Consider the following 20,273-nt stretch of genomic DNA (forward strand, 5'->3'; position numbering starts at 1 on the left):
TCCTCCTACATCCCGCGATCGGCAAGATAGCGATTTATTTCTGCCCGTGAGGTCGCGGCGCTGCAACCGCCCTTCCGCTCGTACAGGCATTGACTGCCGTCGGCAGAACAGATCGTCGCGCGAAAATCGGGGGTCAGGGCGTCCGCATGTCCTTTCCAGACCAGCGCGGCGTTGAACTGGGCGGGGTCGACGTGCGGATCGCCCGGCGCCTGAACGAAGATCGGCACCCGCCGCTGCAGCCGCGCGTAGCCATAGACGCGGAAAAAGCGATTGCCGACCACCGCCATGCCGCACAGTCCCGGATCTGCGCGCAGCCCGTCGGAGGCCGCGGCGCTGAAGGGCGTTACGACCCGCGCGCCCCATTTATGCAGCGCGGGCGCAACATGGGCCGCGGCGGCAATCCAGCCCGCGCCCAGCACCAGCGCCACCCGCCACCCCTGTCGCCCCCGCTGCGCGCGCAGTGCAGCGATCGCATCGCCGGTACCGACGCCCGCGAGCAATATGATCGCCGTCACCGACAGGATGATAAACCGATATTCCTTGTGGCCGATCGCCGAGTGGACCAGGATATTGGCGATCGCAACCACCGCGAGCAGCGGATAGCGCCGCGCACCGAGCGCCGCCAGCACGAGGATTGGAGCGGTCCACAGGCCCCACAGCGCCAGAAGATCGACCGCATATTGGAATGGTCCCGACACGCCGTAACGCGCCGACACATTATCGACGATGTTGCGATCGACATTGTGCACCAACCATTCGAACGGCCAATGCCCCCCCGCAACATCGCTGACCGCGCCGATCGCCAGCCCGACCAAACCCCCGGCGACAAGCGGCCAGAGACTGCGCGGCCCGGCCCGCCAGACGTGCACGAGCAGCCCCAGCGCCAGCGCGGGCGCGACATGCGGCCGAAACACGACCGCCAGGCCCACGGCAGCGCCGATGATCATCAGCTGTCGTGCGCTGCGCCCTGGTAGCCAAAGCAGCGCGATCGCTGGTGCCGCGAGCAGGGCCGCCATCTGCTCGGTCAGCGGATGCGGCGCAAAGGCAACAAGGTCAGGCCAGCATGCGGCGATCAGTCCCGCGGTCCAGAAATGCAGCCGCGACACCCGCGCCCCGATCGCCCCGGCTGCGGCGACGATCGACAGCGACAATATCGCCATCATCATTCGCGGCAACCAGATGGTCAGGCTGCCGTCGGGCGCGATCCATTCGCCGAGCCGCATCGGCAGCGCGAGCAAGGCGGGATAAAGATCGCCGCGCATCCCGTCGCGATACTCCCAGGTCACGACCGAATAGCCGTGGAGCAGGCGGAACGCGCCTTCGAGATATTGGAAGACCTCGTCTGGGTGCAGCACGCTTTCCTGCCACGCCGCGACCAGCCGCAACACGAGCGCCAGCGCCAGCAACGCCGTCCAGTCACGCCGCGACACCGTCCCCGCGGCGATGCCGCTATCGGGCACCATATCTGCTTTCATGCTCAGATCATCCGGCGAGGCAATGGGCAAAGCCGGCCCCCGCACCCCGACCGGAAAGCCGCGACGCCCCTAGCCTTATTCGGCCGCGACGGGAAGATGGGCGACGATGGCGCGCAGCGCGGCGACATGCGCCTCGAGCGCGCGGTGCCCGGCGCGGGTCAGCGAAGCCCATGTCCGCTGGCGTCCCCCGAGCGGCGCCTTGCGCAAATCGACATAGCCTTCGTCGACCAGCGCGGCGAGATGCTTGGACAGCACCGAATCGCTGACCTGAACCAGCTCGCGCAGCTTGGCGAACTCCATCTCGCTGACCTTGGCGAGTAGCGCGGCGATCTGCAGCCGCGCCGGCGCATGCAGCACCATGTCGATCCCGTCCATGGCTCAGGCGGTGCCCTTCAGCAGCTCACGGCGATAGATGCGGCTCCAGGCGACGCTCGCGGCGACGGCGACGCCAAAGGCGATGGCGGCGATGCCTATCTTCGTGCCCAGCGTCAGTCCGGCTTCGCGGGCGTGGATTTCGCCGAACATCGCCGCCAGCATCGCGCCGAGCAGCGCCAGCGTAACCGGCAGGGTCCGGCCCCTGCGATAACCGTTGACAAACAGGCCATAACGCCTCCGGTCGTCGGCGACGAGCAGCACCACCGCCAGCATCGCGACCGCGAACAGCGGCGCCATGATCGCGATGCCGAAACCCTGTCCCAGCACTAGCAGCGCCATGACCGCGCCGAACGCCGCGTGGCGCCACGGCGGGCAATAGGTCGCCTTCAGTGCCAGGTCGCGCTGGACGTCGTCGATGCTGTCGAGCGCGGCGCGGGCTTCGATCGGGTTCATGTCTCTTGCTCCTCGGGTCTGATGCGGAAACGAAGGGTGCCCCCGCATCACTTTCCATTTCGGAAAGCAATACGTCCGACTTTCCGATTCGGCAAGTGACAATTTTCCAGTCTGGAAAGTCAGTCGGCGACGATCCGCACCGGCATATGGACGAACCCGTGGAGGAAGGGGCTCGCCAGCCGCTCGGGCGCGCCTTGCGGTTCGATCCGGATGCCGCGCGCCACGATTTCCTCGATCAGCGTACAAAGCTGGATTTCGGCCAGCCGCGCCCCGACGCAGCGGTGGATGCCGTGACCGAAGGCGACATGGCGCCGCGCATTGTCGCGGCCCACGTCGAAAAGGTCGGCTCGCGGAAACACACTCTCGTCGCGGTTCGCCGAAATATACCAGAGGATCACCTTTTCACCCCGGCGGATCGTCTGTCCGCCCAGTTCGGTGTCGGCCATGCAGGTCCGCCGCATGTGCGTGACCGGCGATTGCCAGCGGATGATCTCCTGCGCCGCATTGGGGATCAGCGCGGGGTCGGCGCGCAGCCGATCGAGCTCGCCGGGAAAACGGTGCAGCGCCTCGACCAGCCCGCTCATCGAATTGCGCGTCGTGTCATTGCCCCCGACGATCAGTAGCGCGATGTTGGCGAGCCGCTCCATCGGGTTGAGGCTGCCCATCGCCTCGCTGTGGACCATGCGCGACAACAAGTCGTCGCTCGGCGGCAGCGCCTTGCGCGCTTCGAGCTCGCGGTCGAAGCGCGCCAGCATCGCGCCCATTTCGGCCATCCATTGCGCGCGATATTCCTCGCTTGCCGTCTCGGGTGAAACATTGCCGCCATAGTCGGACCAGCGTTTGAGGTCGTGGCGTTCTTCCCACGGAAAATCGAACAGGATGCACAGCATCCCGATTGTCAGCGGCACCGACACGTTTTCGACCCAGTCGAACGTCTCGCCGACCGGCAGCGCGTCGAACAGCTCGCGCGTCCGCCGCTTCACCGTCTTTTCGCGCTCCGCCATCTGGCTCGGATTGAAGGCGGGGGCGATCACCTTGCGCTGCGCGGTGTGGACCGGCGGATCGGCGGCGATGAAATTGGGCAGGTTCGATTCGGGGGGCGGATCGGCGATGACGATATTGCCATTTTTCCACGATGAGGAAAATGTCGCCGGATCAAGCTCGACTGCCTGAACCAGCGCATGCGTCGCGACCGACCAATAGCCGCCATAGGGGCTTTCGGGACACCAGCTCACCGGCATCTCGGCGCGCAGCCGCGCGAAAGGCTCGCGCCACCGATCCTCGACATAGAGCGCGATGTCGCTGACATCGACCGGCGTGACCGCCCGCGCTTCGTCCATCACCGACGCCATATCGCTCTCCCGCCATCGTCGCTTCGACGGCGAGTGTAGCGGGGCCACGCCGCGCCGCAAGCCGCGACGTGCGGGGTAAATGGCCGTGCGCCGCGCGGCCCGCGGCGACGCACGGCGCGGCTTCACTTCTTGGGCGCGGGTGCCGGTACAGTCTTCGCGGCCATCCTGCGATGCGCCGCCTTGCGATGCGCCGCAGCGTGGCGCCGGGCGGCGGCGTGCTTGCGCGCTGCCTGATGCTTGCGCGCCGCGTGATGCCTGGCCGCGACTGCATGGCCTTCGCGCTGCATGCAATTGTCGGTCACCGTCTTCGAGCAATAGGGGGTCGCGTCCTGCGCGACTGCCGCCGTTCCCGACAGCGCCAGCAACGCGGCGGCGCCAAGCGTGGCAAGTTTGATCCTCAACATGACAGGCCTTCCTTTCATCCCGATGGGAAGGCGAAGATGACACGCCCATCATGGCGCCCCTGCGTCCGCAACATTACAAAGGCGCAATCCGGCGCCCGCACCGCACCGCTGGACACGCCACCGCGACAGGCCTAGAAGCATCACGTCCCCGGGGAGCCTGCCGCGCAATCGCAGGTTGAGAGCGGAATAGACCGCGACCCGTCGAACCTGATCCCGGTAATACGGGCGGAGGGAGGGCGCGCGCTGGATCGTCACCGGACCGCTTGCACCCCCTTCCCGTCCGTCAGGAAGGAAGGAGAGCGTGCCATGCCCGATGCTGCCATCCCCGCCGTTCCTTATGCCGCGCAGGCGCCCGCCTGGTCGGCGCTGATCCTCGGCCTGTTCCTGCTCGCGGCCGCGATCGACGAGCTGCGCCGTCCCGGCCAGTGGCACCGGATGATCGAGGAGATCGAAGGCTCGCCCGCGCTCCAGATGCTCACCGGGCTGTTCGAGATCATCTTCGGCACCCTGCTCTATCTCGCCAATCGCGGCCCCGAAGGCTGGCCCGCGGGCGATCCGCTCGCGCTTGTCCTCACCATCCTCGGCGGCCTCGCGGTGATCGAGGCGCTGGCGGTCACCGCCTTTGCCGATCTCTACGTCCGTTTCTGGATGCGCAAGCTGGGGACGCGGACGCGCCCGCTCGCCGTCCTCGCGCTCCTTCTCGGCCTCGGCTTCACCGCCGCGGGCCTCTTCCGTCTTGTCTGAACCCCACCCCAAGGAAAGCTGAACCCCATGGCCGACATCGATTCCCGCATTGAAGCCGCCGACCGCATCGGCGTCACCACCGGACCTATTCGGGGCAGCCGCAAGGTTCACATCGCGAGCCCGACGGGCAGCGGCATCCGCGTGGCGATGCGCGAGATCGACCTCGACCCCCATTCGGGCGAGCCCAGCGTCCGCGTCTACGACACGTCGGGTCCCTATACCGACCCGAACGCGAGCATCGACATCGCGCAGGGCCTCCCCGAACTGCGCGCCGCGTGGATCCGCGCCCGCGGCGATGTCGAGGAAGTGACCCAGCGCGAGGTGCGGCCCGAGGATAACGGCCAGCTCGGCCCCGACCGGTCGGGCGGCGTCCCCGCCTTCCCCAACGTCCGCAAGACGGTGCTGCGCGCCAAACCCGGCCATAACGTCAGCCAGATGCACTACGCCCGCCGCGGCATCATCACGCCCGAGATGGAATATGTCGCGACCCGCGAAAATCTCGGCCGCGAACGCCTGAGCGAGTACATCCGCGACGGGCAGGACTGGGGCGCCAGCATCCCCGATTATGTCACCCCCGAATTCGTCCGCGAAGAGGTCGCGCGCGGCCGCGCGATCATCCCCAACAACATCAACCACCCCGAAAGCGAGCCGATGGCGATCGGCCGCAACTTCCTCGTCAAGATCAACGCCAATATCGGCAACAGCGCGGTCGCATCCGACGTCGCGAGCGAGGTCGACAAGATGGTCTGGTCGATCCGCTGGGGCGCCGACACCGTCATGGACCTGTCGACCGGGCGCAACATCCACGACACGCGCGAATGGATCATCCGCAACTCGCCCGTCCCGATCGGCACCGTCCCCATCTATCAGGCGCTGGAGAAAGTCGGCGGCATCGCGGAGGAGCTGACGTGGGAAATTTTCCGCGACACGCTGATCGAACAGGCCGAGCAGGGGGTCGACTATTTCACCATCCACGCCGGCGTCCGCCTGCCCTACGTCCCCCTCGCCGCCAAGCGCGTCACCGGCATCGTCAGCCGCGGCGGCAGCATCATGGCGAAATGGTGCCTCGCGCATCACAGGGAAAGCTTCCTCTACGAACGCTTCGACGAGATTACCGAGATCATGAAAGCCTATGACATCGCCTACAGTCTCGGCGACGGCCTCCGCCCCGGCAGCATCGCCGACGCGAACGACGAGGCGCAGTTCGCCGAGCTCTACACGCTCGGTGAGCTCACCAAGCGCGCGTGGGATCAGGATGTTCAGGTGATGATCGAGGGGCCGGGGCACGTCCCGATGCACAAGATCAAGGAGAATATGGACAAGCAGCTCGAGGCGTGCGGCGAGGCGCCCTTCTACACATTAGGGCCGCTCACCACCGACATCGCGCCGGGCTACGACCATATCACCAGCGGCATCGGCGCCGCGATGATCGGCTGGTACGGCACCGCGATGCTTTGCTACGTCACGCCCAAGGAGCATCTCGGCCTCCCCGACCGCGACGATGTGAAGGTCGGCGTCGTCACCTACAAGCTCGCCGCCCACGCCGCCGACCTCGCCAAGGGCCACCCCGCCGCCAAGGTCCGCGACGACGCGCTATCGAAAGCGCGCTTCGAATTCCGCTGGCGCGACCAGTTCAACCTGAGCCTCGACCCCGACACGGCGGAGCAGTACCACGACCAGACGCTCCCCGCCGAAGGCGCCAAGACCGCGCATTTCTGCAGCATGTGCGGCCCCAAATTCTGCTCGATGAAGATCAGCCAGGAAGTCCGCGAGTTCGCCAAGCTGCAAAATCAGGACAGCGCCGGCTTCATCGCGGCGGAGGAAGCCGAGAAGGGGATGGCGGAAATGAGCCAGGTCTATGAGGACACCGGCCGCGAACTGTATATGGGGGCTGGTAGCCGGGAGCATGATTGATACGCAGCTGTGCGCACCAATTAGCCTTCTCGCTACAGCTTGGCGTCGTTAAGGGCGGGCTGCCCGCGACCATCGCCGCGCCGGACAGCTTCGCCGCGGCGCGCTTTCCGCTCGCCTTCGGCCGGATCGAGAACCGCAAGGCGGCGATGCTGCGCACGCGCGCGCCGCAGGCCGAGGCGCCGGCGTTCCAGAAGGCGCTAGGGAACCATCTGCTACGCGAAAAGGCGCCGAACATGGACGGGATCACCCTCGCACCGCATATCAAGGTCACTTATCGCGGCGACCTGCGGGATTCGCAGAGTTTAAGCGTGCTGGAATTGCCCCCGATCGGCTGGACGGTCGACGAGATCATCCTGACCGAAAGCATCGTCGGCAAGACCACCCATGTCGAACACGGCCGCTCCGCGCCGGCGCCTGAATCCGGGTGCCTGCGCCACTGCTAACTCGCCAATGCCATCCGGTTGCGGCCGCCGTCCTTCGCCGCATAGAGCGCGGCGTCGGCGCGCGAGAGCAGGCCGTCGAGCCCTTCGCCCGCCTGCGCCACTGCGACGCCGAAGCTGCACGTCATGCGTTGCAGCTCGGCCGCGGCGGGGACGGGCATGTGCGCCAGATCGTCGGCGATGCGCGCGACCAGCGCCGCCGCGTCGGTTTCCGCGGGAACCAGCAGCGCGAATTCTTCGCCGCCGATCCGCGCCACTAGCCCGGCCTCGGGCGCGGCGCGCGCCAGAACGGCGGCGGCGTGGGTCAGGGCCAGGTCGCCTGCGGCATGGCCCATGCTGTCGTTGATCCGCTTGAAATGGTCGATATCGGCAACAATCAACTGCATCGGCTCCCCCGCCGCCAGCCGCTCGCGCGCTGCCTCGACAAAGGCGCGGCGGTTCGCCAGCCCGGTCATCGCATCGCAGCGCGCCAGCTTATCCAGCGCCGCATTCGCCCGGTGCAATCGCCAGCTCAGCCACGCGATCCAGCCATAGGCGGGGGGCGCGACCAGCAACGGCACGATCGCCGATGCCCACATCGCATCGGCATAGTTCAGATCGCCGAACTGCGTATAACTTAGGTGGGTGAACAGCATCGACGCCGTGACCGAAAAGCCAACGACCAACACCCCGCCTAGGATCAGGCGCAGGGCGGGGTTGAAACGGCAGGCAGTACGATGCGGCATGGCCCGGTTGTAACGGCGCACGGCAAAAACATCTTAAGCAAAATGCCGCGCTGCCGCATGGCCCGGCCTTGCAAGGCCCGGAGCCGCAAAGTCGGATCGCCGCGCTGTCTGCCTTTACCCCGCAGCTTCAGCGCCGGCGCATCAACGCCTGCACCCCGACCGCCAGCGCAAGTTTATCGAGCCGCTCGCCGCAACGGCCTGCGTGACCGATGTAGCGTCGGGCTGTCGGCGACGTCGGCCTATAACCTCCGCCGCCGCCCCGATGCCCATGCGTTCCGCCATACGTGGGATGCCGCGACCGATTGCGGGATGCGGCGGCTGGTCGACGCCGCGCTAGCTCGCGCGGTCCACAGCGTGCCCGTTCGCATATTTTACAAGGGCGAACAGGTGGGCGCGCGGCGCGAATATCTCGAACGGGTCGCGATGTTCCTGATGCGCACGCGCGCCCCCATCGCTTTGGCGCCGCAGGGTCAGGCGACGCAGGCCGCGGCGCCGCGATTGCCGATGGTGACCCTGCCGAAGCCCGGCTGGCCGAGGCGCTCGCGCGGATCGGCGTGCCCGCCGACCCGCCGCCCGCCGACCCGATGCGCCTGCCCGGCCCGGCCGCCGACGACCGCGATGGCGCGGAACCAAGTGACTGATTTCAAAGGCCCGGAGGTGACAAGTTTGACAAGTTAAGGCAAAGCGGGCCCGAATGAATGACACCGCTCCCACCGTCCCCGAACCCGGCGGCCCCGAAAAGGGCGCAACCTTCTATCACGGCACCCGCGCCGATCTGGCCGTCGGCGACCTGCTCGCCGCGGGTTGGACCAGCAATTACGGCACGGAAAAGCCGCTATCGTGGATCTATTTCTCCGCCGCGCTGGAATCCGCGATCTGGGGCTGCGAACTCGCCGCGGGTGACGGCCGCGAGCGCATCTACATCGTCGCACCGACCGGCGACTGGTTCGACGATCCCAATCTCACCGACAAGAAATTTCCCGGCAACCCGACGCGCAGCTATCGCAGCCGCGCACCGCTGCGCATCGTCGGCGAAGTCGAAAGCTGGACCCCGCACCCGCCCGACGTTCTCGCCGCGATGAAGGACGGCCTCGCCCAGCTGAAGGCCGAGGGGAAGGATGTGATCATCGACTGACCGGGCGGGCGGGGCCGCGGCGCCGCCGGGATCAGCTGCTCGGGCGCTCGTCCTTGTAGAAGGGCCGGTCGCCGGCGATCGTCACCCGCTCCATCCGGCGCACCGCGGGGAAATAGTCGGATGCCGCATAATGCTGGCCGGCGCGATTGTCCCAAAAGGCGACCGACCCCGCCTCCCAGCGAAAGCGGCACTGATATTCGGGTATGGCCGCCTGCGCGTAGAGATGCGTCAGCAGCCAATCGCTCTCCTTCTCGCTCAGCCCCTCGATATGGCTGGTAAAGGCGGTGTTGACGTATAGCGCCTGCTCGCCGGTTTCGGGGTGGGTGCGTACCACCGGGTGGCGCTGCGGCGGATATTGGTCGTGCAGTTCCTCGGGCCGCTTGCCCAGCCGGCGGGCAAAGACGCGGGCGATGTCGTGAACGGCGGTCAGGCCGCGGCACCAGTCCTGCATCGCCGGCGACAGGCCGCGAAAGGCGGCGCCCATGTCGGCGAACAGCGTGTCGCCGCCGACGGGCGGTACCTCGACCGCGCGCAGGATCGACCCCAGCGACGGTTCGGCGCGCCAGGTGACGTCCGAATGCCACGCATTCTCCTGCCCCTTCGAATCGGGGCCATAGGCGATGTGCAGCACTTCGGGATCGGGCTGGTCCTTGGGCGTCGCGGGGTGAATCTCCAACGTCCCGAAGCGGCGGGCAAAGGCGATATGCTGCCGCGCGGTGATGAACTGGTTGCGAAAGAAGATCACCTTATGTGCCAGCAGCGCGGCGCGGATTTCGGCGATCGTCTCGTCATCCTGCTCGGCCGACAGGTCGATTCCATCGATCTCGGCGCCAATCGACGGGGTCATCGGCGTGACTTTCAGGCGGGCAAAACTGCGCGGCGACGCGGCGACGTTCATGGCATCTCTCTCCAACCGTTCCTGTTTTCAGCAGCGAATAGGCGCCCTCGCCGCCGCCGAGTCAAGGCGGCCGCTCCGGCCCGCGACGGAACCACGGGAGGCATTCGCGGGTCTTCTATGACGGAAGACCTGCGCTCCACCCGGCCGTCCCCCGGCCTTCCCCCCGACAGGTCAGGAGAGACGATATGAAAAAAGCAACGATGCTCACCCTCGCCCCCCTCGCCGCGGCGACCGCGCTGGCGGGCTGCGCCTCGACCGGCAGCTATGGCTATGACGATGGCGGCTATGGCTATTACGACAACAGCTATCACGACCGCTACGGCCGCTACGACTGGAACAATCCCGATCCGCGCTACGGCGGCTATTATGCCGACAATTATTACCGGAACGACCGGCGCTACCGCGAACGCCGGATGTCTGATGGCGACCGCATCTATCGCGGCCGCGACGGCAAATATTATTGCCGTCGCTCCGACGGCACCACCGGGCTGATCGTCGGCGGCATCGCGGGCGGCGTCCTCGGCAACGTCATCGCGCCGGGCGATTCGAAGACGCTGGGCACGGTGATTGGCGCCATCGGCGGGGCGGTCGCGGGCAATGCGATCGACCGCGGCAGCAAGAAGGACGACGTGCGCTGTCGCTAAGCGTCTCCGCCGGGCCGGCCTGTGCCGGCCCGGCGCACCGCCTCAATTCTCGAGCGTGTGTTCAAGCGTGATTTCGCAGTTCAAAAGCTTCGAGATGGGGCAATTGGCCTTCGCATCGGCAGCGATGGCCGCAAAACGGTCCGCCTCGATCCCCGGCACCCGCGCCGTCAGCGTGAGTGCCGATTTGGTCACTGCAAAGCCGTCGCCATCCTTGTCGAGCGTCACATCGGCCTTGGTATCGATCTGCCCGTCGCTGAACCCTGCCCGTGCCAGTGCGAAGGACAGCGCCATCGTGAAGCAGGACGCATGCGCCGCCGCGATCAGCTCTTCGGGATTGGTGCCGGGCCCGTCCTCGAAGCGCGAAGCAAAGCCATAGGGCTGCGCATCGAGCGCGCCGCGCGCCGTCCAGATATGCCCCTTGCCGTCCTTGCCGAACCCTTCGTACCGCGCCGAACCGCTGTTGACCGTCATCGCTTTACTCCTTCTGATGGCTTTCTCTTTGCAGGAAGCCCGCAGCGCTGCGATGGTTCCGGATCAGCGCGCAACACCGGCCTCGTCGAGCTCGCGGCCCAACCGGCCGGTCAGCCACAGCGCCCACATGCGAAAATCGGCGGCGAGGCTCCACAAGGGATAGGTAAAGGTCGCCGGGCGATTCTTCTCGACCCCGAAATGCGCCGCCCAGGCAAAGGCATAGCCCGCGACAGGAAGCGCAGCGAACAACCACCAGCGCCCGGTCGCAAGCGCGGCTACCGCCAGCAGCACGACGAGCGATGTCCCCACATAGTGCAGCGCCCGCGTGCGCGGCTTGCTATGCTCGCGCAGGTAGAAGGGCCAGAATTCGGCAAAACTGCTGTAAGTGCGTGCCATGACGGCAAGATGCGCAGGGTCGCGGTGCGGGTCAAGCCCGGCAACGCACTACCCCGCGCGGCTCATCCGGACGAGTGCAGCGTCGAGCGCTTGCAGGAATTGCGACCGGTCGGCCTTTGAAAAGGGTGGCGGCCCGCCGATCCCGGCTCCCATGCCGGCACGCAGATCGGCCATGATCGCGCGCGTCGCGATGGCCGGTCCGATCGAGGCTGTAGTGAACGGCTTGCCATTCGGCGCCAACACGGCCGCCCCCGCCTTGAGCGCGCGGTCGGCGAGCAGGATATCGGCCGTGACGACGATGCTGAGCGCATCGGCCTCCGCCGCGATCCAGTCGTCGGCAGCATCGAAACCGCCGGACACGGTTATCCGCTCGATCAGCGGGTGGTCGGGGACGCGCAGACGGCTGTTGCTGACGACCTTCACCGGGACTTCGTGGCGCCAGGCGACGCGGTAGATTTCGTCCTTCACCGGGCAGGCGTCGGCGTCGACCAGGATCGTCGGCGCCCCACTCATCCGGCGATCCCGTCCCATAACAGCTTCGCACCCAGCAGGACCATCAGGCCGTAGACGATCACATAGAAGCGCGCGCCGTCGATCCGCTTCAGCCAGCGCACCGTCAGCAGCGTCGCGACGATCGCCAGCGGCATCAGGAGCAGGGCCGCGACGATCACCTCGTGCGGGAAAGCGCCGAGCGCCAGATAGGCGGGAACCTTCATCCAGTTGACGATCGCGAAAAGGATGGCGCTGGTCCCGATAAAGCTGAGGTGCGGCAGCTTTCGCGGCGTCACCCACATCTGGAACGGCGGGCCGCCGGCATGCGCGATCTGGCTCGTGAACCCCATCAGCCCGCCGAACAGCGTCCCCACCCAGCCCGGCGAGCGCGACGCCGCGACGATGCGTCCGCCGCGTTCGACCCACAGGCGATAGAGGCCGAAGGCGAGCGTGATCGCACCGAGCGCCGCCATCAACTGCGCCTCATCGACGCGGTCGGCATAATAATATCCCGCCGCAACGCCCACCGCCGCGCCGGGGAGCATCCAGCCGATGACCCAGCCGTCCCACGTCTTGCGAAACGACCACACGCTGATGACGTCCTGCACGATCAGGATCGGCAGCAACAAAGCCGCCGCGGTGGCCGGCGGCAGCACCAGCGCCGCCAGCGGCGTTGCGAGCGCGCCGACCCCGGCCAGCCCGCCCTTCGCCATGCCGAGCAGGATGACCGCGACGATCAGCACCGCGAGCGTCAGCGGATCGGCAAGGATGCTCATACGACCGGCGGGTCGACCGCGTCGGGCAGCCGCCAGTCGATCGCGCCCCGGCCGTGCGCCTCCAGAAAGGCATTCGCTTGGCTGAACGGCCGCGACCCGAAAAAGCCGTTATGCGCCGACAAGGGCGACGGATGCGGTGCGCGCAGGATCAGGTGCGGGCCGTCGGCGCCCAGTCCCGGCACGTTCGCCGCCTTGCGCTGCGCATGGCTGCCCCACAGGATGAAGACCTTGGGCGCGGGGTCGGCAGCGACCGCTGCGACCGCAGCGTCGGTGAACTTCTCCCACCCCTTGCCCTGATGCGACGCCGCCTGCCCGCTTTCGACCGTCAGCACATTGTTGAGCAGCAACACGCCTTGTTCGGCCCAATGCTTCAGATATCCGTGCCGCGCGGGCGGGATGCCGAGGTCGCTCGCCATTTCCTTGTAGATGTTGACGAGGCTGGGCGGCGTGCGCACGCCCGGCTGGACCGAAAAGCACAGCCCGTGCGCCTGTCCGAGCCCATGATAGGGATCCTGTCCCAGGATGACGACGCGGACGTCCTGCGGCGGCGTCGCATCAAGCGCGGCGAACCAGTCGCGGGGGCGGGGAAAGATTGTCTTCCCCTTCGCCCGCTGTTCGCCCAGAAAGGCCCTGAGCTGCGCCATATAGGGCTGGTCGAACTCGCCGCCGATGCGCGCGAGCCAGTCGGGATGCAATTTGACATCGGCCATGCCGGCGCTTGACCAGAGCCGCGCCGCCTTGTCCAGCGTCCATTCCCTCGCTAGGCGGTCTGCAACGGCCATGGCACCGGAGGAGTGGGCGAATGACGCAGGAACGGGATGGCGCGATCGGCGATGCCTTGACGCTGCTTGAGGCCGTGGTGCGCGCGCGCCTCGCCGCGGGCGACGCCGGCGCCTCCTACGTCGCCAGCCTCGCCGCCAAGGGGCGCGGAAAGATCGCGCAAAAACTGGGCGAAGAAGCGACCGAAACGGTGATCGCAGCGCTGACCGAGGACGATGCGGCGCTGACCGGCGAGGCCGCCGACCTCGTCTTTCACCTGACCGTCCTGCTGGCCGAACGCGGCATCGGCTGGGATGCCGTCGCCGCCGAACTCGCCCGCCGCCACGGCATTTCGGGCCACGCCGAAAAGGCCGCGCGCGCGCCATAGCTGTGAGCCACAACCGGCACGAACCCAGGAGTCCCCATGCCCATCGACGCCACCCTGCCCTATGACGAGAATAATATCTTCGCGCGCATCCTGCGTGGCGATCTGCCGTCGAAACCCGTCTATGAAGACGAATTCGCTTTCGCCTTTCACGACATCAATCCGCAGGCGCCGCTCCACATCCTCGTGATTCCCAAGGGCGCCTATGTCAGCTGGGACGATTTTTCGGCACGCGCCAGCGATGCCGAAATCGCGGGTTTCATCCGCGCCGTCGGCAAGGTGGCCCGCGACCAGCAGCTCGTCGAACCCGGCTACCGCCTGCTCGCCAACATCGGCGGCCATGGCGGGCAGGAAGTGCCGCATCTCCACGTCCATATTTTCGGCGGCCAGTGGCTCGGACCGATGCTCGCGCGCTGAGCTTTCCCATGCTGCTGTGACCCGTGTCACAGCGGCGCCCCGCCCTCCGGCTAGGCGGGACCGGTACGCGGGGCATGCTGGACAGTTGCACCTGTTTCCAGCAGGATAATGACGGGTCCAGACGGGGAGACGACTCGATGATGACGGGATGGCGTGGGCTGGCGAACCGGCTGGCCGGCAAGATGCGATTCGCGCTCATCGTGCCCGTCGCGGTTGCGCTTGCGGCCGCTGGCGGCGACACCGTCCCGCAGGTCACGCTCGCCACGCCGAGCAGCGCCGGAAACGGCGACGGCACGATCAGCCGTTTCACCCTGCGCTTTTCCGAAGACATGGTGCCGCTCGGCGATCCGCGCGCCAAGGCACCCGCGACGAACGACTGCAAAGTGCCGTCGACCGGACGCTGGGTCGATACGCGCACATGGGTTCTGGAATTTGCCAAATCGCTCCCCGGCGGTGTCAGCTGCCATGTCGAACTGCGCGCCGACCTGCGCACGGCGCGCGGCGTCAGCGTCGTCGGCAACGACCGGTTCGAGATCGACACCGGCGGTCCGTCGGCGCGCGCCGTCCTGTCGGGCGACCGCTATGACGGGATCGAGGAAGACCAGATATTCCTCGTCGCCACCAACGTCGCGGCCGATCGCGCCTCGGTGGGCCGCTATGGCTATTGCGCCGTCGATGGCATCGGAGAGAAGATTCCGCTCGACGTGCTGCCGCGCGAAACGACCACCGAAATCCTGACCGGCGTCGGCGACGGCGACTGGCGGCGACAGCAGTTCAGCTACGATGCCGGCCTGCCGCTGCGGCTGCCCGCAGCAGGCGCCGATCGCGAGGCGATGCTCGACCGGATCGTCCCGGTCAAATGCCGCCGTCCGCTGCCCCCCGGCCGCGAAATGGCGCTCGTCTGGGATGCCCGCATCGCCCAGCTTGGTGCGCCGAGCCGTACCGCCGGCCGCGATCAGCGCTTCGACTATGATGTGCGCCCCGTTTTCACCGCCAAGATGGCGTGCAGCCGCGTCAATCCGCAGGCGGGCTGCAACCCGATCAAGGATGTCGTGCTGAGCTTCGCTGCTCCGGTCGCGCGCGCGGCCGCGCTCGCCGCGACGCTGAAGACCTCTGACGGCAAACAGCTGACGCCCAAAGCGAGCGACGACGACAAGAACGATGCCTGGCTGACGCAGGTGCGCTTTGCGGGGCCGCTGCCGCAGAATGTCGACGCGACGATCGTGCTGCCCGCCGACATTCGCGATCAGAGCGGCCGTGCGCTGCAGAATCAGTCGAACTTTCCGCTGAAATTCCACATCGACCGCGCCCCGCCGCTGGTCAAGTTCGCGGCCGACTTCGGCATATTGGAGGCAAGCGAGGGCGGCGTCCTGCCGGTTACCGTGCGCGGCGTGGAAGCCTCGCTGGTCCAGCGCGGGCTCAAGATGCCCGCCGCGACCCTGCGCGTCGGCGATGACGATGCCGCGGTCGCGCGCTGGCTGAAGCGCGTCGAGGATGCCGGCAAGACCGACTTTCGCGATGAGAAGAACGCGAAGGGCGAGGATATCAGCGTCAATTACACCGGCACGACGTCGGTATTCGATGGCGCCCCCGCAGGCGGCGAGCGGCGCGACCTGCAACTGACCCCGCCGGGTGGCGGCAAGGAGTTCGAGGTCGTCGGCATCCCGCTCGCCGAAAAGGGCTTTCACGTCGTCGAAATCGCCAGCCCCGAACTCGGCGCCGCACTGCTGGGGCGCAAGGCGACCCGCTATGTCGCAACCGCTGCGCTCGTCACCAACATGGCGGTGCATTTCAAATGGGGCCGCGAATCCTCGCTCGCCTGGGTGACCGCGCTCGACACCGGCTTGCCCGTGGGCGGCGCCGATGTCCGGATCACCGACAGTTGCACCGGGCGCCTGCTCGCGCGCGGTACCGCCGACAAGGCCGGCCGGCTCGCCTTCCCAACCGGCCTCCCCGAGCCCGAAACCTATTCGAGCTGCGAAGAGGATGCCGACCCCGCGAACAGCGAAGGCCATGCGCTGATGGTGTCGGCGAGATCGGGTGACGATTACAGCTTCACGCTGACCGATTGGGGTGACGGCATCCGTCCCTATGATTTCGACCTGCCCTATGGCTGGTCCGAACGCGACGATCTGTTGCACACCCTGTTCGACCGCTCGCTGGTCAAGGCCGGCGAAACGGTCAACATGAAGCATGTTCTGCGCCGACAGGTCGGCCAAGGATTTGCGATACCCGAGGCGATGACGGGCAAGCTGCGCCTCGTCCATCGCGGTTCGGACACCGAATTCGACATGCCCTTCGCGATCGACGCCAACGGCAGCGGCGAAAATGTCTGGAATGTGCCTGCATCGGCGCCGATGGGCGATTACGACCTTGTCTTCGTCACCAAGGACAAGAAGGGCGAGGAAAAGACGATCTGGTCGTCCGAATCGATCCGCGTCGACGAATATCGCCTGCCGACGATGAAGGCAGCGATCACCGGCCCCAAGACGGCGTCAGTGCGGCCGACGCAGGTGCCGTTGTCGCTGTTCGTCGGCTATTTGTCGGGCGGCCCGGCGGCCAATCTGCCGATCGAGATCCGCACCGATTTCACCCCGCGCTGGTCACCGCCCGAAGACTATCGCGACTGGGATTTCGACGGCAAGCCGGTGAAGGAGGGCATCGTCCAGCTCGACGACAGCGGCGACGAGCCCGAACCCGACATGCCACTCGCGCGCTCGACGCCGCTCGTCCTTGACGCCAACGGCAGCGCGCAGACGAGCATCACCGTCGATCAGCCGATCGTCGAACCGACGCAGATGGCGGTCGAGATGGACTATGAGGATGCCAATGGCGAAACGCTGACCAGCCGCCGCGGCATCATGCTCTACCCCTCGGCGGTGCGCCTCGGGCTCAAGACCGACGGATGGCTGATGCGCGACAACGACCTGCGGCTCAAATTCATTGCGCTCGATCTCGACGGCAAGCCGATCGCGGGGCAGCGCATCCAGGTTGCGCTCTACAATCGCGAGATACTGACCGCGCGGCGGCGCCTGATCGGCGGCTTCTATGCCTATGACAACCAGATGCGCACGACCCGGCTCGGCACCAGTTGCACCGCAACGACCGACAAGCTCGGCCGGGCGAGCTGCGCGATGGCGCCCGGCGTGTCGGGCGAGGTGACGGTGGTCGCAACCACGGTCGATGCCGATGGCAACGAAGCGCGCGCGGTCCGTTCGGTCTGGCTTGCGGGCGATGACGATTGGTGGTTCGGCGGTGACAATGGCGACCGCATGGACGTGATCGCCGAAAAGCCGCGCTATGCCGCCGGCGACACGGCGGTCTTCCAGGTCCGCATGCCCTTCCGCGAGGCCACCGGCCTCGTCACCGTCGAACGCGAAGGCGTGCTGTCGAGCTTCGTCGTCCCGCTGAAGGGCACCGACCCGATTGTGAAGGTCAAGCTACCAGCGACCTATGCACCCGACGTCTATGTTTCGGTGATGGCGGTGCGCGGCCGCGTAACCGGCGGCGAGAGCTGGTTTCGCAAGATGAAGCGCGCCGTCGGCTTCAAGATCGAGAATAGCGAAGGCGCGCCGCCGACCGCGCTCGTCGATCTTGCCAAGCCGAGCTATCGCCTCGGCATCGCGCGCATCAAGGTGGGTTGGGAAGGGCATCAGCTCGACGTCAAGGTCAAGGCGGACAAGGCGAAATATGCGATCCGCGACAATGCCAAGGTCGCGATCGAGGTGCGCACCCCGAACGGCAAACCCGCGGCGGGCGCCGACGTCGCCTTTGCGGCGGTCGATGAAGCGCTGCTCCAGCTTTCGCCGAACAAGAGCTGGGAACTCCTCGATGCGATGATGGGCGAACGCCCGCTCGACGTGCTCACCTCGACCGCGCAGATGCAGGTCGTCGGCAAGCGTCACTATGGCCGCAAGGCGCTGGCGCCCGGCGGCGGCGGGGGCGGCGACCTCAGCGGCCTGACGCGCGAGGATTTTCGTCCCGTGCTGCTGTGGAAGGGCCATGTCGCGCTCGACAGCAAAGGCCGCGCCGTCGTCGACGTGCCGCTTTCCGACAATCTTTCAGCCTTCCGCCTCGTCGCGATCGCGACCGACGGCGCCCAATATTTCGGCACTGGCGAAACGAGCGTCCGCACCGTTCAGGATCTGGGCGTCTTTGCCGGCCTGCCCGACCTTGTCCGCACCGGCGACACCTATGATGCGCGGTTCACGCTGCGCAACGGCACCGATCAACCGATGGAGGTGGTCGCCAACGCCACGCTGTCGCCCGCAATTGCGACCGCGCCGCCGCTCACCGTCACGATCCCGGCGGGCGGTGCGGTGCCAATCAGCTGGTCGATGACCGCGCCCGCCCAGCCCGGCCCGCTGCAATGGACGGTCGAAGCGGTGTCGAAAAATGGCAAGCAGCGCGACCGGCTCGTCTTCGACCAGCAGGTCGAACCGGCGGTGCCGATCGAAACCTGGGCCGCCAGCCTTGTTCGCGTCGGCTCGACCAGCAGCCTGCCGATCGGCGTGCCCGCGGGCGCCTTGCCCGGCGGCTATGTCGATGTCACCCTCGCGGGAACGCTCGCACCGCCGCTCGCCGGAGTGCGCGATTATATGGCGATCTATCCCTATAATTGCTTCGAACAATCGACCTCGCGTGCGATCGCGCTCGGCGACCTCGGTCGCTGGCAGGCGCAGGCAGGCGCCCTGCCCACCTATCTCGATAAGGATGGGCTGCTGCGCTATTGGCCGAACGACCGGCTCGACGGTTCGGCCGAGCTTACCGCCTATGTCATGGCGGTGACCGCAGCGAATGGCTTTGCGATCCCCGAAGAGCCCAAGGCACGGATGATCAAGGCGCTGCAGGCGGTCGTCGAAGGACGGCTGACGCGCCGCGGCTACGGCCCCTATGATCTGCGCCCGGTCCGCATCGCCGCGCTCGCCGCGCTGGCCCGCAACAATGCCTCGAGCGCACAGCTCGTCGCCGCGATCGACGTCAAGCCCGTCGATATGGCGACCGGCACGCTTGCCGACTGGCTCGTCGCGATCGAACGGACGCCGGGGGTCCGCGGCGCCGCAGCGCTGCGCACCGCGGCCGAAGCCGAACTGCGCAAGCGGCTTGTCTATGAAGGCACGCGGCTCGACCTCGTCGACGACGCGAAGGCGCCCTGGTGGATGATGACCAGCGGCGACGAAATGGCGATCAAGGCGCTCGAAGCCGTGCTCGGCCGCAAGGGCTGGGAAGAGGACACCGGCAAGATGATGGTCGGCGTCGCGCAGCGCCAGCGTCGCGGCCATTGGGATACGACGCCTGCTAATGCCTGGGGCGCCATTGCGGTCCGCCGCTTCGCCGAGCTCAATCCGGCAAGCGCGATCACCGGCGTGACCCGTATCGCGCTCGGCGGCGGCAGTGCGGCGCAGACCTGGTCGCTTCCCGCCGACGCCGCGCCGCTCAGCTTGCCGCTGGTCAGCGGGACGATGAGCCTGAAGCAGGAAGGCACCGGCAATCCGTGGGCGACGGTCAGCGTACGCGCGGCCGTCCCGCTCAAGGAACCGCTCGACGCCGGCTACCGGATCAAGCGGTCGGTCAGCATCGTTAAGGCGGCGAACAAGGACCGGCTGACCCGCGGCGACGTGATCAAGGTACGGATCGAAATCGTCGCAAGTGCGGGCCGCACCTGGGTCGTCGTCAACGATCCTGTCCCGCCCGGCGCGACGATCGTCGGCAATCTGGGCGGACAGTCCGAGATGCTCGGTGCCCAGGCGACCGTATCGAACTGGCAGCCGAGCTATGTCGAGCGGGGCCGCGACAGCTGGCGCGGCTATTATGGCTGGATGCCCGCCGGCACCCATGCGGTGGAATATGTCCTGCGCCTCAACGGCTCGGGCCGCTTCACCCTGCCCCCTACGCGGGTCGAGGCGATGTATTCGCCCGCAATCCGCGGCCAGTGGCCGAACGGTGCGATGACGGTCGCGGCCGCGGCGCAGTGATGGATCTGCGGCCCAACATGTTCCTCCCTGTCGCGCAGCGATG

The 20,273-nt window shown here is 67.1% G+C and carries 21 protein-coding genes and 1 riboswitch; of the genes, 8 read left to right on the top strand and 13 right to left on the bottom strand.

What is annotated here, in order from left to right:
• Positions 1 to 5: 5 nt before the first annotated feature.
• The 5 genes from ACT17R_RS05675 to ACT17R_RS05695 form a co-directional block, all read right to left on the bottom strand.
• The gene (locus tag ACT17R_RS05675; protein ID WP_444809134.1) at positions 6 to 1,463 is read right to left on the bottom strand and encodes a hypothetical protein; all 1,458 of its coding nucleotides are present in this window, start codon (positions 1,461 to 1,463) and stop codon (positions 6 to 8) included.
• An 87-nt stretch (positions 1,464 to 1,550) separates the two neighbouring features.
• Positions 1,551 to 1,850, bottom strand: coding sequence for a transcriptional regulator (locus ACT17R_RS05680; RefSeq protein WP_062901755.1), 300 nt, complete (start codon positions 1,848 to 1,850; stop codon positions 1,551 to 1,553).
• Between the two features lie 3 nt (positions 1,851 to 1,853).
• Entirely contained in the window at positions 1,854 to 2,303 is a 450-nt protein-coding gene (locus ACT17R_RS05685; protein WP_062901754.1) for a hypothetical protein, read from the bottom strand.
• 119 nt (positions 2,304 to 2,422) lie between these two features.
• Entirely contained in the window at positions 2,423 to 3,655 is a 1,233-nt protein-coding gene (locus ACT17R_RS05690; RefSeq protein WP_062901753.1) for a cytochrome P450, read from the bottom strand.
• 122 nt (positions 3,656 to 3,777) lie between these two features.
• On the bottom strand, positions 3,778 to 4,059 hold the full coding sequence (locus ACT17R_RS05695; protein WP_062901752.1) for a hypothetical protein: 282 nt from the start codon (positions 4,057 to 4,059) through the stop codon (positions 3,778 to 3,780).
• Positions 4,060 to 4,198: 139 nt separating this feature from the next.
• Positions 4,199 to 4,310, top strand: a riboswitch (TPP riboswitch).
• A gap of 55 nt (positions 4,311 to 4,365) precedes the next feature.
• On the opposite strand from ACT17R_RS05695, the gene ACT17R_RS05700 reads away from it, so the two are divergent.
• The 3 genes from ACT17R_RS05700 to ACT17R_RS05710 are packed head-to-tail and all read left to right on the top strand — an operon-like array spanning position 4,366 to position 7,160.
• The gene (locus ACT17R_RS05700; protein WP_062901751.1) at positions 4,366 to 4,803 is read left to right on the top strand and encodes a hypothetical protein; all 438 of its coding nucleotides are present in this window, start codon (positions 4,366 to 4,368) and stop codon (positions 4,801 to 4,803) included.
• Positions 4,804 to 4,830: 27 nt separating this feature from the next.
• On the top strand, positions 4,831 to 6,717 hold the full coding sequence (gene thiC / locus ACT17R_RS05705; protein WP_062901750.1) for a phosphomethylpyrimidine synthase ThiC: 1,887 nt from the start codon (positions 4,831 to 4,833) through the stop codon (positions 6,715 to 6,717).
• Positions 6,714 to 7,160: a hypothetical protein gene (locus ACT17R_RS05710; RefSeq protein ID WP_062901749.1), complete on the top strand. Its 447-nt coding sequence runs from the start codon at positions 6,714 to 6,716 to the stop codon at positions 7,158 to 7,160. The genes thiC and ACT17R_RS05710 overlap by 4 nt, the downstream gene beginning before the upstream one ends.
• Here ACT17R_RS05710 and ACT17R_RS05715 read toward each other — a convergent pair.
• Positions 7,157 to 7,882: a GGDEF domain-containing protein gene (locus ACT17R_RS05715; RefSeq protein WP_062901748.1), complete on the bottom strand. Its 726-nt coding sequence runs from the start codon at positions 7,880 to 7,882 to the stop codon at positions 7,157 to 7,159. The genes ACT17R_RS05710 and ACT17R_RS05715 overlap by 4 nt on opposite strands.
• 470 nt (positions 7,883 to 8,352) lie before the next feature.
• A complete protein-coding gene (locus ACT17R_RS05720; protein ID WP_202988224.1) occupies positions 8,353 to 8,529 on the bottom strand; it encodes a hypothetical protein in 177 nt (58 codons plus the stop codon).
• A gap of 47 nt (positions 8,530 to 8,576) precedes the next feature.
• Between ACT17R_RS05720 and arr the strand changes: the two genes are divergently transcribed.
• Entirely contained in the window at positions 8,577 to 9,017 is a 441-nt protein-coding gene (gene arr / locus ACT17R_RS05725) for an NAD(+)--rifampin ADP-ribosyltransferase (RefSeq protein WP_062901746.1), read from the top strand.
• Between the two features lie 31 nt (positions 9,018 to 9,048).
• Here arr and ACT17R_RS05730 read toward each other — a convergent pair whose 3' ends face one another.
• Entirely contained in the window at positions 9,049 to 9,915 is an 867-nt protein-coding gene (locus tag ACT17R_RS05730) for a TauD/TfdA dioxygenase family protein (protein WP_062901745.1), read from the bottom strand.
• Positions 9,916 to 10,100: 185 nt separating this feature from the next.
• Here ACT17R_RS05730 and ACT17R_RS05735 point away from each other — a divergent pair, with 185 nt between their 5' ends.
• Complete coding sequence (locus ACT17R_RS05735) at positions 10,101 to 10,559, top strand: glycine zipper 2TM domain-containing protein (RefSeq protein WP_062901744.1); 459 nt, start codon at positions 10,101 to 10,103, stop codon at positions 10,557 to 10,559.
• Positions 10,560 to 10,601: 42 nt separating this feature from the next.
• Here ACT17R_RS05735 and ACT17R_RS05740 read toward each other — a convergent pair whose 3' ends face one another.
• From ACT17R_RS05740 to ung, 5 genes are all read right to left on the bottom strand, one after another.
• Complete coding sequence (locus ACT17R_RS05740; RefSeq protein WP_062901743.1) at positions 10,602 to 11,030, bottom strand: OsmC family protein; 429 nt, start codon at positions 11,028 to 11,030, stop codon at positions 10,602 to 10,604.
• A gap of 63 nt (positions 11,031 to 11,093) precedes the next feature.
• Positions 11,094 to 11,426 (bottom strand): DUF962 domain-containing protein, encoded by a 333-nt coding sequence (locus ACT17R_RS05745; RefSeq protein ID WP_062901742.1) that lies wholly within the window; start codon positions 11,424 to 11,426, stop codon positions 11,094 to 11,096.
• A 48-nt stretch (positions 11,427 to 11,474) separates the two neighbouring features.
• On the bottom strand, positions 11,475 to 11,939 hold the full coding sequence (locus ACT17R_RS05750) for a YaiI/YqxD family protein (RefSeq protein ID WP_444809135.1): 465 nt from the start codon (positions 11,937 to 11,939) through the stop codon (positions 11,475 to 11,477).
• Positions 11,936 to 12,694, bottom strand: coding sequence for a sulfite exporter TauE/SafE family protein (locus ACT17R_RS05755; protein ID WP_062901740.1), 759 nt, complete (start codon positions 12,692 to 12,694; stop codon positions 11,936 to 11,938). The genes ACT17R_RS05750 and ACT17R_RS05755 overlap by 4 nt, the downstream gene beginning before the upstream one ends.
• Positions 12,691 to 13,404, bottom strand: coding sequence for a uracil-DNA glycosylase (ung, locus tag ACT17R_RS05760; RefSeq protein ID WP_062903110.1), 714 nt, complete (start codon positions 13,402 to 13,404; stop codon positions 12,691 to 12,693). The genes ACT17R_RS05755 and ung overlap by 4 nt, the downstream gene beginning before the upstream one ends.
• Before the next feature lie 92 nt (positions 13,405 to 13,496).
• Between ung and ACT17R_RS05765 the strand changes: the two genes are divergently transcribed.
• The 3 genes from ACT17R_RS05765 (at position 13,497) to ACT17R_RS05775 (ending at position 20,230) form a co-directional block, all read left to right on the top strand.
• Positions 13,497 to 13,841 carry a phosphoribosyl-ATP diphosphatase gene (locus ACT17R_RS05765; RefSeq protein WP_062901739.1) on the top strand — a complete coding sequence of 115 codons (345 nt, stop codon included), beginning with the start codon at positions 13,497 to 13,499 and terminating at the stop codon, positions 13,839 to 13,841.
• Positions 13,842 to 13,877: 36 nt separating this feature from the next.
• A complete protein-coding gene (locus ACT17R_RS05770; protein WP_058812989.1) occupies positions 13,878 to 14,255 on the top strand; it encodes a histidine triad nucleotide-binding protein in 378 nt (125 codons plus the stop codon).
• A gap of 137 nt (positions 14,256 to 14,392) precedes the next feature.
• A complete protein-coding gene (locus tag ACT17R_RS05775; RefSeq protein WP_082819895.1) occupies positions 14,393 to 20,230 on the top strand; it encodes an alpha-2-macroglobulin family protein in 5,838 nt (1,945 codons plus the stop codon).
• The last annotated feature ends 43 nt before the right edge of the window (positions 20,231 to 20,273 follow it).

Origin of the sequence: Sphingopyxis sp. Q841 (genome assembly GCF_052384365.1) — a bacterium.
GTDB lineage: Bacteria > Pseudomonadota > Alphaproteobacteria > Sphingomonadales > Sphingomonadaceae > Sphingopyxis > Sphingopyxis terrae_A.

Coding starts and splice junctions, on each gene's coding strand:
- ACT17R_RS05740 (WP_062901743.1), bottom strand. CDS start 11,030: ATGACGGTCAACAGCGGTTCGGCGCGGTACGAAGGGTTCGGCAAGGAC.
- ACT17R_RS05730 (WP_062901745.1), bottom strand. CDS start 9,915: ATGAACGTCGCCGCGTCGCCGCGCAGTTTTGCCCGCCTGAAAGTCACG.
- ACT17R_RS05735 (WP_062901744.1), top strand. CDS start 10,101: ATGAAAAAAGCAACGATGCTCACCCTCGCCCCCCTCGCCGCGGCGACC.
- ACT17R_RS05765 (WP_062901739.1), top strand. CDS start 13,497: ATGACGCAGGAACGGGATGGCGCGATCGGCGATGCCTTGACGCTGCTT.
- thiC (WP_062901750.1), top strand. CDS start 4,831: ATGGCCGACATCGATTCCCGCATTGAAGCCGCCGACCGCATCGGCGTC.
- arr (WP_062901746.1), top strand. CDS start 8,577: ATGAATGACACCGCTCCCACCGTCCCCGAACCCGGCGGCCCCGAAAAG.
- ACT17R_RS05695 (WP_062901752.1), bottom strand. CDS start 4,059: ATGTTGAGGATCAAACTTGCCACGCTTGGCGCCGCCGCGTTGCTGGCG.
- ACT17R_RS05770 (WP_058812989.1), top strand. CDS start 13,878: ATGCCCATCGACGCCACCCTGCCCTATGACGAGAATAATATCTTCGCG.
- ACT17R_RS05745 (WP_062901742.1), bottom strand. CDS start 11,426: ATGGCACGCACTTACAGCAGTTTTGCCGAATTCTGGCCCTTCTACCTG.
- ACT17R_RS05715 (WP_062901748.1), bottom strand. CDS start 7,882: ATGCCGCATCGTACTGCCTGCCGTTTCAACCCCGCCCTGCGCCTGATC.
- ACT17R_RS05700 (WP_062901751.1), top strand. CDS start 4,366: ATGCCCGATGCTGCCATCCCCGCCGTTCCTTATGCCGCGCAGGCGCCC.
- ACT17R_RS05675 (WP_444809134.1), bottom strand. CDS start 1,463: ATGGTGCCCGATAGCGGCATCGCCGCGGGGACGGTGTCGCGGCGTGAC.
- ACT17R_RS05755 (WP_062901740.1), bottom strand. CDS start 12,694: ATGAGCATCCTTGCCGATCCGCTGACGCTCGCGGTGCTGATCGTCGCG.
- ACT17R_RS05685 (WP_062901754.1), bottom strand. CDS start 2,303: ATGAACCCGATCGAAGCCCGCGCCGCGCTCGACAGCATCGACGACGTC.
- ACT17R_RS05775 (WP_082819895.1), top strand. CDS start 14,393: ATGATGACGGGATGGCGTGGGCTGGCGAACCGGCTGGCCGGCAAGATG.
- ACT17R_RS05690 (WP_062901753.1), bottom strand. CDS start 3,655: ATGGCGTCGGTGATGGACGAAGCGCGGGCGGTCACGCCGGTCGATGTC.
- ACT17R_RS05750 (WP_444809135.1), bottom strand. CDS start 11,939: ATGAGTGGGGCGCCGACGATCCTGGTCGACGCCGACGCCTGCCCGGTG.
- ung (WP_062903110.1), bottom strand. CDS start 13,404: ATGGCCGATGTCAAATTGCATCCCGACTGGCTCGCGCGCATCGGCGGC.
- ACT17R_RS05680 (WP_062901755.1), bottom strand. CDS start 1,850: ATGGACGGGATCGACATGGTGCTGCATGCGCCGGCGCGGCTGCAGATC.